Raw genomic sequence first — 14,090 nt, forward strand, 5'->3', positions numbered from 1 at the left:
GTCTGCGGTGGCACGGACGGGGCCGCCGAGTGGCATTCGCCCTTCGACGGCCCCGTCCGCGGGTGCTCGGTACGCGAATCTCAGCCGGCCGGGTTGCCGGCCGTGGCGTCGGTCGCCCGCGCCGCCTTCTCCAGCTTGGAGTGCTTCATGCTGTAGCCGAAGTAGACGACCACGGCGAGCGTCAGGGCGATCGCTCCGGCCCGGAAGGTGTCGGCGTGCAGGCCGGTGATCAGGTAGATGCAGAAGCCGACGCTGACCAGCGGGACGACCGGGTAGCCGGGCACCTTGAAGCCGCGCGGCAGGTCGGGCTGGGTGCGGCGCAGGATGATCACGCCGACCGAGACCACCGAGAAGGCGATCAGGGTGCCCAGGCTGGTGATGTCGGCCAGGACGTTCAGCGGGATGAAGGCGGCCAGCGCGCCGACGCCGAGGCCCACCACGATGGTGTTCCAGACCGGGGTGCCGGTGCGCGGCGAGAGCTCGGCGAAGCGCTTGGGCAGCATGCCGTCGCGGCCCATCGAGTACAGGATGCGGGTCTGGCCGTAGATCACCACGAGGGTGATGCTGAAGATCGAGATGATCGCGCCGATCGCGAAGACGATGGCGGGCCAGCTCTGGCCGGTGATGTCCTGGAGGATCTGGGCGAGGCCCGCCTCCTGGCCGTCGAACTTCTCCCAGGGCTGTGCGCCGATGCCGGCCAGCGCCACCAGGATGTACAGCAGGGTGACCACGACCAGCGAGATGATGATCGCCATCGGCAGGGTGCGGCGCGGGTTCTTGACCTCCTCACCGGCGGTGGACACGGCGTCCAGGCCGATGAACGAGAAGAAGATGCTGGAGGCCGCCACCTGGACGCCGCCGATGCCCAGCGGCATGAACGGGGTCAGGTTGCCGGAGTGGAAGCCGGTCAGGCCGACCCCGATGAAGAGCAGCAGGATGAGGATCTTGATGCCCACCATGGCCGCGTTGACCTTCACCGACTCGCTGACGCCGCGGATCAGCAGGGTGCAGACCATCGCGACCAGCAGCAGGGCCGGCAGGTTGAACCAGTGGGTGCTGTCGGGCGCCCCGGAGACCGCCTCGGGGATCTTGAACCCGAAGGCCAGGTCGAAGAACTTGTTGAGGTACTCGGCCCAGCTCACCGCGATCGCGGAGGCCGAGACGCCGTACTCCATCAGCAGGCAGATGCCGACCGCGAACGCGACGCCCTCGCCGAGGGTGGCGTATGCGTACGAGTACGAGGAGCCCGAGACCGGGATCGCGGAGGCCATCTCGGCGTAGCAGAGCGCGGTGAGGCCGGCGGTGACCGCGGCGATCACGAAGGACAGGATCACGGCCGGACCGGCCGACGGCACGGCGGTGCTGAGCACGAAGAAGATGCCGGTGCCGATGGTGGCGCCGATCCCGATCGAGGACAGCTGCCAGAGGCCGATGGTGCGGCGCAGGTGGATACCGGAGCGTCCGCCCTCCTCGGGCGCACCGGCGGGAAGGCCGTCGCGGCCCTCGCTCTCGGCGATCAGGGTCGAGACGGGCTTGCGCCGCAACAGGCGCGCGCCGAGGGCGTTGCTGGCCAAAACGAGGATCCTTGCTGGGCGAGGGAGGGTGTCCTAGCGGCCGGTCACTCGACGCGCCGTGGGGTGCCATCGGGGACCAACCGAACAAAGATGGGACAGTACCCCGCGAATGCACCAGTGTCGCAAACGAACAGTCGCGCGGTGCGCATTGTACGAATCGTCGCACTGGCATGCACAAACCGGACACTTCGCAAACGGCGGATCTTGGGCCAAGCCGCTAAGCCGCAGGTCAGCGACGTGCTCCCGGCGCACGGGCCGTTCCGCCCCTCACCGCCCGAGGACGGCCTGCATCACCGACCGGGCGATCGGCGCCGCCAGCGCGCCGCCGGTGACATCGGTCGCGTCGCTGTCCGCGACCACGACCGCGACCGCCACCGGCGCCACCGCGCCGGAGCCGACCGGCTTGGCCCAGGCGATGAACCAGGCGTAGGGCGTCCCTGAGTTGTCCACCCCGTGCTGGGCGGTGCCGGTCTTCCCCCCGACCACCGCCCCGCCGATCCGCGCGTTGCGCCCGGTGCCGTTCTCCACCACGTCGGTCATCAGCCGCTGCACCTGCCCGGCCACCGCCGGGCTCATCGCCTGCCGGTACGCGGCCGGGCGCATCAGCTGCACGGTGGTGCCGTCCTGCTTGGTCAGCTTGTCCACAAGCTGTGGACGCATCACGGCGCCGTTGTTGGCGACCCCGGCCGCGACCATCGCCATCACCAGCGGGGTGGCCGCCGTGTCGAACTGGCCGATCGAGGAGAGCGCGAGCTGGGACTCGTTCATCCGGGTGTCGAAGTTGGAGCGGGCCGGCCGGACCGGGACGTCCAGCCTCGGGTCGTTGAAGCCGAAGTCCGCGGCCGTCTCCACCATCCGGTCCAGCCCGACCTGCACCCCGAGGTAGCCCAGCACGCTGTTGCAGCTGTGGACCATCGCGGTGTCCAGCGACTGCCCCGGCTCGTCGCACGCCGGGGTGTCGTTGACCAGCGGCGTGGTGGTCCCCGGCAGGACGTACGGGTAGGGCGCGCCGGTCGGCGCGTCCGGGTCCGTGACGACGCCGTGCTGCAGCGCGGCCGCCGCGGTGACCACCTTGAAGGTCGAGCCGGGCGGGTAGGTCTGGCGCAGCGCCCGGTTGAGCATCGGCTGGTCGGCGTCGGCCTGCAGCCGGTTCCAGGCCTCCTGGTCGGCCGCGGACGAGCCCGCGAAGCTGCCCGGGTCGTACGAGGGGGTGCTGGCCAGCGCCAGGATCCGGCCGGTGGCGGGCTCGATCGCGGCGACCGCGCCCTGCTGCCCGCCGAGTCCGCGCATCGCGGCCTGCTGGGCGGCCCGGTCGATGGTCGTGTAGACGTCCCCGCCGGGGTTCTGCTTGCGGGCGACGGCGTCCCAGACCGCCCAGCTCGCCAGCCGGCTGTCCGTCCTGGAGAGCAGGTCGTCCTCCGTCCCCTCCAGCTGGGTGTTCCCGTAGGCCTGCGAGGAGTACCCGGTGACGGCGGCGTACAGCGGGCCGTCGGTGTAGGTGCGCTTGTAGTCGTACCGGCCGCCGGTGGGCTCGGAGCCGGTGACGCTGTCGGCGCCGACCAGCAGGTTGCCGCGCGGCTGGGAGTACCGCTCGATGGTGAGCCGCTGGTTGGCCGGGTTGTGGTCCAGTTCGTCGGCCCGGAACACCTGGACCCGGGTGGCCTGGACGCACAGCGCCACGGTCAGCAGCAGGCAGAAGGTGCCCGCCCGGCGGCCGGTGACGGAGATCCCCGGCCGGCCCTGCGGCCCGCCGCCCCGGGAGCGGCCGAGCGCCATCAGACCTCCCCGGCGGACGGGCGGCGGGCGATGTCGCTCATCCGCACCAGCAGCGCGACGATGATCCAGTTGGTGACCACCGAGGAGCCTCCCTGGGCGACGAACGGGAGCGTCATCCCGGTCAGCGGGATGAGGTCGAGCACCCCGCCGGCCACCACGAACACCTGGAGGCCGACGATCGACGCCAGCCCGATCGCGAGCAGCCGGCCGAACGGGTCCCGCAGCGCGATGCCGGTGCGAAAGCCCCGGGCGACCAGCAGCGCGTACAGCAGGAACAGCGCGATCAGCCCGGTCAGCCCCAGCTCCTCGCCGATGGTCGCGAGGATGAAGTCGGACTTGGCCGCGAACCCGATCAGCACGGAGTGCCCGTTGCCGAGGCCGCTGCCCAGCTCCCCGCCCCAGGCGAAGGCGAACAGCGACTGGGCGATCTGGTTGGCGCCCTGGCCCTCGGCGATCGAGCCGAGCGGGTTCAGCCAGTCGTTGACCCGGCTGTGCACGTGCGGCGAGAGCCAGCCGACCCCGACCGCGGCCACCGCGGCCAGGAACAGCCCGATGGCGATCCACCCGCTGCGCGCGGTCGCCACGTAGAGCATGACCACGAAGAGGCCGAAGAAGAGCAGCGAGGTGCCGAGGTCGGTCTCCAGGACGAGGACGCCCACGAAGGCCGCCCAGATCAGCAGGACCGGCCCGAGCACCCGCCCGCGCGGCAGCTGGAACCCGAGCACCCGGCGGCCGGTCAGCGCCAGCGCGTCCCGGTGGACCGCCAGGTAGGCGGCGAAGAAGACCGCCAGCAGGATCTTGGCGAACTCGCCCGGCTGGAACGAGAGCGGTCCGACGGTGATCCAGATCCGCGAGCCGTACACCGGCGGGAAGAAGATCGGCAGCACCAGCAGCACCAGCGCCACCAGGGCGCCGATGTACGCGTAGCGCCGCAGCCGCTTGTGGTCGCGCAGCAGCACCACCACCGCGATGAACAGCGCCACCCCGAGCGTGGACCAGAGCAGCTGGGTGGGGGCCGCGCCGCCGCCGGGAGTGGCCCGGTCCAGCCGGTAGATGACGACCAGTCCGATCCCGTTGAGCAGCACGCCGATCGGCAGCGGCAGCGGATCGGCGTACCGCGCCCGCCAGCGCACCACGGCGTGCGCCAGCAGCGCGAGCACGCCGAGCGCGGCGCCGTACTCGGCCGCGTCGGCGGGGACCGTGCCGTCGATGTTGACCCCGACCTCGGCGTAGCCGAGGACGGCGATCAGCACGGCGGCCAGGACCAGCGCGAGCTCGGTGGTGCGCCGGGTCCGCACCGTCCGGCGGGGCCGGCCGGCGGTTCTCGTCACGGCGGAGGGTGTCGCCACGGACCGTCCTGGGTGTCCTGCTGCGCGGGTGTGCTGCTGACGGAACGACGGCCGGGGCGGCCGGCCGGCCGGGCCCGTCCGCCCCGGCCCGGCCGGCCGGTCCGGCGGGTGGGGCTCAGGCGGAGGCCGGGGCGGAGGCCGGGGCGGAGGCCGGGGCGGGCTGCACCCGGGACGCCTCGACGGTGGCCCTGAGTTCGGCCTCGGCCCCGGCGGAGAGCGAGGTCTGGATGATCCGGCCGCCATAGCGGGCCAGCGCCGGCACGACCTTGTCGGCCGTGGCCCGGCGGACCAGCAGGAACACCGCGGCGGTGCCCGGCTGGAGGTGCTGGGCGACCTCGCGCATGAAGTCGTCGTCCACCCCGATGTCGGTGGAGGCGCCGACCGCCGCGCCGGCGGCGCCGCCCACCGCCGCGCCGAGCAGCGGCATGAAGAACAGCAGACCGATGACGCCGCCCCAGAGCGCTCCCGAGGCGGCGCCCGCACCCGTGGTGCTGACCTGCTGGTGCAGCTTGATCCTGCCGTCCTCGCGGCGTTCCACGACGACCGCGTCCTCCAGGTCGATCAGCTTCTGGGTCTGCAGTCCGACCGCCTCGTTGCGCACCGCTTGGGCGGTGGCCAGATCCGGGTAGGCGATCGCGAAGAGATTGCTCATGTGCTGGTCCTTCCAATCCGTCGGACGTACCGGCCGGGCGCGGGCGCCGGTGCCCCGGTTCGTCACCCTAACGAGCGCTATCCGCAGATATGGGCTCTTGCGGCCGGTGTGTCCCGCCTCGTCGAACCGGCCCGCCACTACCCGCACCGCCGCCCGGCCCCGCCACCGCACCCGCCGCCGGCCGTCCGACCGGCGCCCGCCCCGACCCGGGCGGCGCACGCCTGGGCATCCGGCGGCCGATGTCCCACCGGCGTCCGGGAGTTCGCGCCGGAGTCCGGTGGCCCGTGCACCGGACCGCGTTGGCCATGGCGAACTGATGATCCCTAGGATCGGGCGGGTGACTACCGGACGACGCCCGAAGGCCAGGCTCGGCAGCCTGCTGGCCGCCCTGGCGATAACAGGCGGCGCGCTGCTCAGCGGCCTGCCCGCCCATGCCGACGAACCATCAGCCGGCAACGCCGGCAAGGAAGCCCCCCGGGTCGACCTCGTCCTGGACGTCAGCGGCTCGATGCGAGCCACCGACATCCAGGGCAAGAGCCGCATCGCGGTGGCCCAGCAATCCCTGAACGAGGTGATCGACGCCCTGCCCCCGGAGACCGACTTCGGCATCCGCACGCTGGGCGCCAACGTCCCCGGCGAGGCCGACAAGGCCCAGGGCTGCCTGGACACCAAGCAGCTCTTCCCGGTCGGCAAGACCAACAAGGTCGAGGCCAAGACCGCGGTCGCCACCCTGCGCCCGACCGGCTGGACCCCGATCGGCCTGGCCCTGCGCGGTGCCGCGCAGGACCTCGGCAAGGGCGAGACCACCCGCCGGGTGGTGCTGATCACCGACGGCGAGGACTCCTGCGCCCCGCCGGACCCGTGCGACGTGGCCCGTGAGCTCGCCGCCCAGGGCATCCACCTGGTGATCGACACCCTCGGCCTGGCGCACGACGACAAGACCCGCCAGCAGCTGCTCTGCATCGCCAACGCGACCGGCGGCACCTACACCGACGTCCGCACCCAGGAGCAGCTCACCGACAAGGTGAAGCAGCTGGTGGACCGCTCCAACGACACCTACACCGTGGCACCGGTCAAGACGGCGGGCACCGACAAGTGCGAGAGCGCGCCCGTCCTCACCCCCGGTGTCTACAGCGACCGGGAGAAGTTCTCCGAGCACCGGGTCTACCGCGTCCCGGTCAAGGCCGGGCAGGAGCTGCGCGCCTCGGTCAGCGTCGCGCTGGACCGCGGTGTCGCCCGTGACTACGGCGTCCTGCTCCAGGCCACCAGCGCCACCGGCCAGGAGCTGGTCCGCGGCACCGACGCCGGCAGCGGCCGGACCGACGTGATCTCCACCGGTCTGCGCTGGTCCACCGACGACTCCAAGGGCTACGCCTCCGCGACGCCGTCCGCCTCGCCGAGCGGCAAGCCGGAGACCACCGTCTGCCTGGTCGTCAGCAACTCGCTGGCCGCCCTGCCCGGCGTCCAGGCCGACCCCGGCCTGCCGCTGGAGCTGACGGTCGACCTGTCCGCCGCATCGCCCGCCCCGGACGGCCCGGCGATGGGTCTCGGCCGCGGCTGGATCCTGCTGCTGGTGCTCACCCTGGCCGGCCTGCTGACCGGCCTGCTGTTCGGCTGGATCGCACGCTGGCGGATCGCTGTCTGGCGGGAGAACTGACCATGCGTACCTCGACGACCCGCGCCGCGCTCGCCGCGCTCGCCCTGCTCCCCGCCCTGGTGCTGGCGGCTCCCGCGGCCTCCGCCGCCTCGCCGTCCCCCTCCGCCGGCGCGAGCGGGACGCCCGCCCCGGCCACCAAGGCCGGAACGTCCTTCCTGACCGCCATCAACCTGGCCCCCGGCCAGGACGCCAACGTCGCCGCCTCCACCGGCGACTACCTGTACTGGGCGTTCGGCGCCTCCGAGGGCCAGACCGCGACGGTCGGCCTGACCGTCGGCCTGGCCCCCTCCGCCGACCGGCACGGCCCGCAGACCTGGAGCGTCGAGGTGTTCGACGGGCTGCGCCGCCGCCAGTCCTGCACCGCCGGCACCCAGAACGCCACCGCCGACCCGGCCGCCGCCTCGCTCGCGCTCAGCTGCACGCTGCGCGAGGTCCGCTCCTGGGCCGAGCCCTGGTCCGGGGACCCGCTGCCCGGCACCTACTACGTACGGCTCTCGCTCGTCGACGCCCCGCAGCCGGACCTCGGCCTCGCCGCCTCCGTCCAGCTGCACGTCAGTGCCAAGGGCGACGCCGACAACGCCCAGCCGGAGGGCGGGGAGCTGAAGGCCCCGCTGGTCCCGCCGGTCGGCGGCGGCGCCGCGACCGCCAAGGCGGCCGCCCCCGAGGAGACCGAGGAGCACTGGTACACCGGCTGGTTCTCCGGCTGGAACAGCCGGTGGTTCTGGACCCTGGCCGGCGGCGTGCTGGCGGCCCTCGCCGGGGTCGCCGGCTACACCCTCACCCGCCACCCGCACGGCCGCCGGCCGGCCCGCTACGGCTCCGTGCCGCCGCAGGCCGGTGCCCCGCAGCCGGGCCCGTACGCGGGCTCGGGCCAGCCCTGACGGCACCCGACACCCTCCCGAGGGCCGGCCAGAGCCTCTCCGGCCGGCCCTCGGCCGTCTCGCCGGTCCGGCGGCACCGCTCTAGGCTCGAAAGATGACCCGGCAGCCGGACGGCAGGATCGTGGTCGGTGTGGACGGCTCCCCGCTCTCCCTCGCCGCCGTCCGCTGGGCCGCCCGGCTCGCCGCCGTCACCGGCGGCCCGCTGGAGGCGGTGACCGTCTGGGAGTTCCCCTGCCTGCTGGGCGAGCACGGCCTCGTCCCGCCCGCCCTGGACGGCTTCGGCCCCGAAAGGCACGCCGCGCGGATCCTCGAAGAGACCCTGGCCGCCGCACTGTCCTCCGCCGGACCCTCGGCCGGGCCCTCCGCCGTCCGGCGCCACCTCAAGGCCGGCGCGCCCGGTCCGGCACTGACCGGCGCCGCCGAGGGCGCCGCCGTGCTCGTCCTCGGCAGCCGTGGCCGCGCCGCGCCGCCCGGCGCCGCCCTCGGCACCGTCACCCAGTACTGCGTGCACCACGCCCCGTGCACCGTCGTGGTGGTCAGGTGATCATCGTCACAGGCCCAACTCCCGGCCCGTGACGACCCGCTGACCGCCCGTCCGCCGCACCTTCCGGGCACAACGCAGAAGTCCCGCCCGATCTCTCGATCGGGCGGGACTTCCTGTTGGGTGGAGCTGAGGGGATTCGAACCCCTGACCCCCTCGATGCGAACGAGGTGCGCTACCGGACTGCGCCACAGCCCCAACGAGAAGAAACTTTAGCACCTTTCGGAGGGGGCTCGTGACCACCCCCGGAGGACCGGACGGCCGGGGGTGCCGGAGCACCCCCGGGCGGTCACTCGTTGGCGGCGCGCCGGCGGGGTTCGGTGGCGGCGGGCTCGGCGTACTGGTCGAAGAGCGGGGTGTTGCGCGCCTCGGTCGCCCGGACCTCCCCGGTACGGACCTCTCCGGTGCGGGCCTCCGCCGGACGGCCGGCCGTCCAGGTGCCGGGGGCCGACAGGTCGAGGCCCCGGCTGACCCGGGGCGCCACCGGAGCCGTGACGTAGGTCGGCAGCGGGACGGGCACGGGCTCCCAGGAGTCCGGACCGGCCGCGCCGCGCTCGCGCATGCCGTCGACCCACTCCTCGTGCTCGGTCGCCTCCGCCAGTGCCGAGGCGGACGCCGGACCCGCCGGCTCCGGGGCCCGGTCGCGGTCGGTGGCGAGCCGCAGGTGCGAGCGGCCGCGCCCGGCCGGCTCCGCGGCCTCGGGGCCCCGCTCCGGCGCCTCCTCGGCCGGACCGGCCTCGGCACGCTGCTGTTCGCGCTTGCGCAGCCGCTCGGCGGCCTGGGCGGCCCGGACCCGGTCGATCTTCACCTCGTACCGCAGCCGCTCCAGCTTGCGCAGGTGGCCGATGTAGAGGGTCAGCAGGGTCGCCGGCACGGCCGGGACCCAGAGGAAGGCGAGGCCGGACACCGCCGCGACGACCGCGCCGAGGGCGAAGGCCAGGAAGAGGACGGTGACCATCCGGCGGCGCCGGGCCAGCAGCCGAGCCCGGGGCTCGATCCCGCCGCGCGCACCGGTCGGGCGCTCGGGGGCGCGGAGCTCGGGCGCGCGGAGCACGGGCCGCTGCGGCTCCGCCTCCGGCAGCCGCTCCGGCTCCGGCGCGGTCCCGCCGTCGCGGTCGGCACCCGGATCACCGTCGCGGTCGGCACCGGGATCGCCGTCGGGACCGGCGCCGGGGTCGCCCGGGGCGGCCTCGTCCCGTACGGGAGGGCCGTCGTCGCTCTGCTCGTCGTCACGCGGTTCGTCGCCCAGGGCCCGGGCCGCCCGCCGCTCCAGCGCCGAACGCCCGGCCAGCAGGCGGATGGCGGTGCTGAAGCGTTCCGTCGGGCGCGCCTCGTTGAGCTCGTCCTGCCTGCGGAGCCACATCGGCACCAGATAGGCGGCCCAGGCCCCTACGATGACGGCGTAGATAAGGCCGCTACTGCTCACGTTTCACACCGTACGGGCGCCGGGGAAGGCACGGCAGCAATTTGGCACGGCGTGTCGTGTGATCAAGCTGATTCTCCGACTATTTTGCCGGTATTTGTGCCCGTCCGTCGCCACGCCGATGCCATATCGATATTTGGTTCGAACATATATTCAATTACGCGGGCGCCGCGCCGAACTGAGCGTCCGCCAGCGTTCCAGCATCCCCTCGGGAACCTCCTCGGCGGTCAGCGCGTACACCAGGTGGTCGCGCCAGTCGCCGTCGATGTGCAGATAGCGCGGCCGCATTCCCTCCGAGCGGAACCCGAGCTTTTCCACCACCCGGCGGCTCGGTCCGTTCTCCGGCCGGATGCAGACCTCGATCCGGTGCAGGCCGAGGGTGGTGAAACAGTGGTCCACCGAAAGCGCCACGGCCGCCGGCATGATGCCCCGGCCGGCCACCGCCTCGTCGATCCAGTAGCCGACGTTGGCCGAGCACATCGAGCCCCAGGTGATCCCGCCGACGGTCAGCTGGCCGACCAGCCGGCCCTGGTGGAGCACCACGAAGGGCAGCATCCGCCCGGCCGAGGCCTCACCGCGCAGGAACCGGACCATCTGCCGGTAGGTCGGGCGCGGGCCGGTGCCCCGGCCGGCCGGGCCGGGCGGCACGGTGGCCTCCCAGCGCCGCAGCCAGTCCCGGTTGCGGCGGCTGACCTCCTGCCACTCCCGCTGGTCCCGGCCCCGGATCGGGCGCAGCGCGACGTCCCCCTCGTGGAGTTCTACCGGCCAGCCGGCGTTCAGTGCGCTCTCCCGGAAGCAGGTGCGTCGGGCCGGGGGTGGTCCCCGCCGCCGAGCTGGTCGACGGCGTGCGCGAGCAGCGGCTCCAGGACGGCCAGGCCGTCCCTGACGCCACCGGTCGAGCCCGGCAGGTTGACGATCAGGGTACGTCCGGCGAGGCCCGCGAGCCCGCGGGAGAGCGCGGAGGTCGGGACCTTCTCGCGGCCGTACGCCCTGATGGCCTCGGGGATGCCGGGGATCTGCCGGTCGATCACCCGCGCGGTCATCTCGGGGGTGAGGTCCATCGGGGAGATGCCGGTGCCGCCGGTGGTGAGCACCACGTCGTACCCGGCCGCGACGGCCTCCCGCAGGGCCGCCTCGACCGGCTCGCCGTCCGGCACCACCCGGGGGCCGTCGGCGGCGAAGCCCATCGCGGCCAGGCCGGCCACCAGCAGCGGGCCGCCGCGGTCCGCGTAGACGCCGGCCGAGGCTCGGTTGGAGACGGTGACGGCCAGCGCCCTCATCGCCGGCGCCCCCGTGACCGGCGTCGCCGCGTCCGGCGCGGTCATTCCGGGCTCCCGGCGGCAAACCAGTCGCCGCTCTTGCCGCCGGTCTTGCTGAGCACCCGGACGGACTCGATGGCGGCGCCCTTGTCGACGGCCTTGACCATGTCGATCACGGTGAGCCCGGCCACCGCGACGGCGGTGAGCGCCTCCATCTCGACGCCGGTCCGGTCGGCGGTCTTCACGGTGGCCGTGATCTCGACCGCGTCGTCGGTGACGGAGAGCTCGACCTTCACCCCGGAGACCGCGATCGGGTGGCAGAGCGGGATCAGCTCCGGTGTCCTCTTGGCGCCCATGATCCCGGCGATCCGGGCGACCGCGAGGGCGTCGCCCTTGGGCACGCCCTCGCCGCGCAGCAGCTCGACCACGCGGGGGGCGACCCTGACCCGGCCGGCCGCGACCGCGGTGCGTGCGGTGGTGGCCTTCTCGGAGACGTCGACCATCCGGGCCGCGCCCTGGTCGTCGACATGGGTGAGGCGGTCGCCGGGGGGTGAGGCGGTCACGGGTGGCTCCAGGGGGCGCGCAGATCGAATACCGCGCTACCGTACTCCTCGCTCCGGCCGGGGCGTGGGACGGGCCGTGCCGGTGGACGGGACAGCCCGGTCGCCGGGACCGCTCAGCCGCCGAGCAGGACGACGTCCACCTCGCTGCCGGCGGCGAGCTCGGTGACCTCCTCGGGCACCGTGATCAGGCAGTCCGCCCTGGCCAGCGCGCCGACCAGGTGCGAGCCCGCGCCGCCGACCGGCTCCACCACGCCGTCGGCCGCCGCGTACCGGCCGCGCAGGAACTGCCGCCGCCCGGCGGGCGAGCGCAGCGCGACCGGGCAGATTGCCCGGACCACCGGGCGGTGGATGTCGGCGGCGCCGAGCATGGTGCGGATCACCGGGCGGACGAAGAGCTCGAAGGAGATGTAGGCGCTGACCGGGTTGCCGGGCAGGGCCAGCAGCGGGACGCCGGCGCCGGCGCCGATCCGGCCGAAGCCCTGCGGCTTGCCGGGCTGCATCCGCAGCCGGCGGAAGTCGACCCCGCCGTAGGACTCGAAGACCTCCTTGACCACGTCGTACGCGCCGACGCTGACGCCACCGCTGGTGACGATCAGGTCGGCCCGGCCGAGCTGGTCCTCCAGGACGGCGCGCAGCCGTGCCGCGTCGTCCGGCACCCCGCCGACGCGGTAGGCGATGGCGCCGGCGTCCAGGGCGGCGGCGGTGAGGGTGAAGCTGTTGGAGTCGGTGATCTGCCCGGGGCCGACCGACTCGCCGGGCTGGACCAGCTCGCTGCCGGTGGAGAGCACCACCACGCGCGGGCGGGGGCGGACCCGGACGGTGCCCCGGCCGATCGCGGCGAGCAGGCCGATCTGGGTGGGGCCGAGCCGGGTACCGGCTTCCAGGACCCGGTCGCCGGCGGTGACGTCGCTGCCGCGGCGGCGGATGTGGGCGCCCTCGGAGACCGGGCGCAGCACCCGGACCTCCTCGTCCTCGACCGGGGCGCCCATCGCGTCGGCGGCCCGGCCGGTGCCGCTGCCGCCGTCGGTCCACTCGACCGGGGCGACCGCCTGGGCACCGGGCGGGACGGGGGCGCCGGTCATGATCCGGGCGGCCTGGCCGGGGCCGACCCTGGGCAGTTCGGCGGCGCCGGCGGCGATGTCGCCGACCACCGAGAGCACCGAGGGGTACTCGGCGGTGGCTCCGGCGGTGTCGGCGGTGCGCAGGGCGTAGCCGTCCATCGAGCTGTTGTCGAAGGGCGGCAGGTCACCGCCGGCGAGCACGTCCTCGTCGAGCCGGCAGCCCTGGGCGTCGAGCAGCTGGAGCTCGATCGCGGGCAGCGGGCCGACCGCGGCCAGCACGTCGGCGAGGTGCTCGTCGACGGTCCAGAGCCGAGCCGGCCGGGCGGCCGGTGCCGGGTCCGCGGATCCGTCGCAGCAGGCTGCGGCGGGGGTGGGACTGTTCTCCGTGGACCCGGTCATCGGCGCTCTCGCTCTCTGTCGGCGTGTCAGTCCTGCAGCTCGGAGGCGACGAACTCACGGAGCCAGGAGCGGAACTCCGGGCCCAGGTCCTCGCGCTCGGAGGCCAGACGGACGATAGCGCGCAGGTAGTCCGCGCGGTCACCGGTGTCGTAGCGGCGGCCCTTGAAGAGGACGCCGTGCACCTGGCCGCCGCTCTCGGCGTCGCGGGTGGTCAGCTCGCGCAGGGCGTCGGTGAGCTGGATCTCGCCGCCGCGGCCGGGCGGGGTCTCGCGCAGCACGTCGAAGACCGAGGGGTCGAGCACGTAGCGGCCGATGACGGCGTAGTTCGACGGCGCGTCGGCGGTCTCGGGCTTCTCGACCAGGTCGGTCACCTGGAAGACGTCCTCGCCGAAGCCGTTGGCCTTGACGGCCGCGCAGCCGTACAGGTGGATCTGCGAGGGGTCGACCTCCATGAGGGCGACGACCGAGCCGCCGAGCTCCTGCTGGACCTCGATCATGCGGGCGAGCAGCGGGTCGCGCGGGTCGATCAGGTCGTCGCCGAGCAGAACGGCGAAGGGCTGGCCGGCGACGTGCTGCTCGGCGACCGAGACGGCGTGGCCGAGACCCTTCGGGTCGCCCTGGCGGACGTAGTGCATGTTGGCCAGGTCGACGGACTCGCGCACCCGGCGCAGCCGGTCCTGGTCGCCCTTGCGGGCGAGCAGCTCCTCCAGCTCGTAGGCGCGGTCGAAGTGGTCCTCCAGCGCCCGCTTGTTACGGCCGGTGACCATCAGTATGTCGGACAGCCCGGCGGAGGCCGCCTCCTCGACGACGTACTGGATCGCCGGCTTGTCGACGACAGGCAGCATCTCCTTCGGAGTGGCCTTGGTGGCCGGGAGGAAGCGCGTGCCCAGTCCGGCCGCAGGGACCACGGCCTTGGTTACCGGAATTCGGGAGCTGATCGTCGTCATGCGTTTAC

General features: G+C 73.8%; 13 protein-coding genes and 1 tRNA gene. 3 read left to right on the forward strand and 11 right to left on the reverse strand.

Features of this window, described 5'->3' with window-relative positions; translation table 11 throughout:
- Nucleotides 1-80: 80 nt before the first annotated feature.
- The 4 genes from ABZ495_RS17275 to ABZ495_RS17290 form a co-directional block, all read right to left on the reverse strand.
- Nucleotides 81-1,574 (reverse strand): amino acid permease, encoded by a 1,494-nt coding sequence (locus ABZ495_RS17275; protein WP_359803713.1) that lies wholly within the window; start codon nucleotides 1,572-1,574, stop codon nucleotides 81-83.
- A 267-nt stretch (nucleotides 1,575-1,841) separates the two neighbouring features.
- On the reverse strand, nucleotides 1,842-3,350 hold the full coding sequence (locus tag ABZ495_RS17280) for a penicillin-binding transpeptidase domain-containing protein (protein WP_359836638.1): 1,509 nt from the start codon (nucleotides 3,348-3,350) through the stop codon (nucleotides 1,842-1,844).
- A complete protein-coding gene (locus ABZ495_RS17285) occupies nucleotides 3,350-4,681 on the reverse strand; it encodes an FtsW/RodA/SpoVE family cell cycle protein (RefSeq protein WP_359836640.1) in 1,332 nt (443 codons plus the stop codon). The genes ABZ495_RS17280 and ABZ495_RS17285 overlap by 1 nt, the downstream gene beginning before the upstream one ends.
- Before the next feature lie 133 nt (nucleotides 4,682-4,814).
- Nucleotides 4,815-5,351, reverse strand: a complete 537-nt coding sequence (locus tag ABZ495_RS17290) for a DUF1269 domain-containing protein (RefSeq protein WP_359836642.1) — start codon at nucleotides 5,349-5,351, stop codon at nucleotides 4,815-4,817.
- A gap of 337 nt (nucleotides 5,352-5,688) precedes the next feature.
- Between ABZ495_RS17290 and ABZ495_RS17295 the strand changes: the two genes are divergently transcribed.
- From ABZ495_RS17295 to ABZ495_RS17305, 3 genes are all read left to right on the forward strand, one after another.
- Nucleotides 5,689-7,008 (forward strand): VWA domain-containing protein, encoded by a 1,320-nt coding sequence (locus ABZ495_RS17295; protein WP_329489286.1) that lies wholly within the window; start codon nucleotides 5,689-5,691, stop codon nucleotides 7,006-7,008.
- A gap of 2 nt (nucleotides 7,009-7,010) precedes the next feature.
- Nucleotides 7,011-7,889: a peptidase gene (locus tag ABZ495_RS17300; RefSeq protein WP_359836645.1), complete on the forward strand. Its 879-nt coding sequence runs from the start codon at nucleotides 7,011-7,013 to the stop codon at nucleotides 7,887-7,889.
- Nucleotides 7,890-7,983: 94 nt separating this feature from the next.
- Nucleotides 7,984-8,433: a universal stress protein gene (locus ABZ495_RS17305; RefSeq protein ID WP_359836647.1), complete on the forward strand. Its 450-nt coding sequence runs from the start codon at nucleotides 7,984-7,986 to the stop codon at nucleotides 8,431-8,433.
- A gap of 121 nt (nucleotides 8,434-8,554) precedes the next feature.
- On the opposite strand, the gene ABZ495_RS17310 is transcribed toward ABZ495_RS17305, so the two are convergent.
- The 7 genes from ABZ495_RS17310 to galU form a co-directional block, all read right to left on the reverse strand.
- Nucleotides 8,555-8,628: transfer RNA gene (locus tag ABZ495_RS17310), tRNA-Ala, on the reverse strand.
- A gap of 91 nt (nucleotides 8,629-8,719) precedes the next feature.
- Nucleotides 8,720-9,856: a gephyrin-like molybdotransferase receptor GlpR gene (gene glpR / locus ABZ495_RS17315; protein WP_359836649.1), complete on the reverse strand. Its 1,137-nt coding sequence runs from the start codon at nucleotides 9,854-9,856 to the stop codon at nucleotides 8,720-8,722.
- A gap of 150 nt (nucleotides 9,857-10,006) precedes the next feature.
- Nucleotides 10,007-10,633, reverse strand: coding sequence for a GNAT family protein (locus ABZ495_RS17320; protein ID WP_329492222.1), 627 nt, complete (start codon nucleotides 10,631-10,633; stop codon nucleotides 10,007-10,009).
- Complete coding sequence (locus ABZ495_RS17325) at nucleotides 10,630-11,133, reverse strand: MogA/MoaB family molybdenum cofactor biosynthesis protein (RefSeq protein ID WP_359803859.1); 504 nt, start codon at nucleotides 11,131-11,133, stop codon at nucleotides 10,630-10,632. The genes ABZ495_RS17320 and ABZ495_RS17325 overlap by 4 nt, the downstream gene beginning before the upstream one ends.
- A 41-nt stretch (nucleotides 11,134-11,174) precedes the next feature.
- A complete protein-coding gene (gene moaC, locus ABZ495_RS17330) occupies nucleotides 11,175-11,675 on the reverse strand; it encodes a cyclic pyranopterin monophosphate synthase MoaC (protein WP_359836651.1) in 501 nt (166 codons plus the stop codon).
- 113 nt (nucleotides 11,676-11,788) lie between these two features.
- Nucleotides 11,789-13,135 (reverse strand): gephyrin-like molybdotransferase Glp, encoded by a 1,347-nt coding sequence (glp, locus tag ABZ495_RS17335; RefSeq protein WP_359836653.1) that lies wholly within the window; start codon nucleotides 13,133-13,135, stop codon nucleotides 11,789-11,791.
- Nucleotides 13,136-13,161: 26 nt separating this feature from the next.
- The gene (gene galU / locus ABZ495_RS17340; RefSeq protein WP_329489280.1) at nucleotides 13,162-14,082 is read right to left on the reverse strand and encodes a UTP--glucose-1-phosphate uridylyltransferase GalU; all 921 of its coding nucleotides are present in this window, start codon (nucleotides 14,080-14,082) and stop codon (nucleotides 13,162-13,164) included.
- Nucleotides 14,083-14,090 lie beyond the last annotated feature (8 nt).

Source organism: Kitasatospora sp. NPDC005748, assembly GCF_040630735.1.
Classification (GTDB): Bacteria; Actinomycetota; Actinomycetes; order Streptomycetales; family Streptomycetaceae; genus Kitasatospora.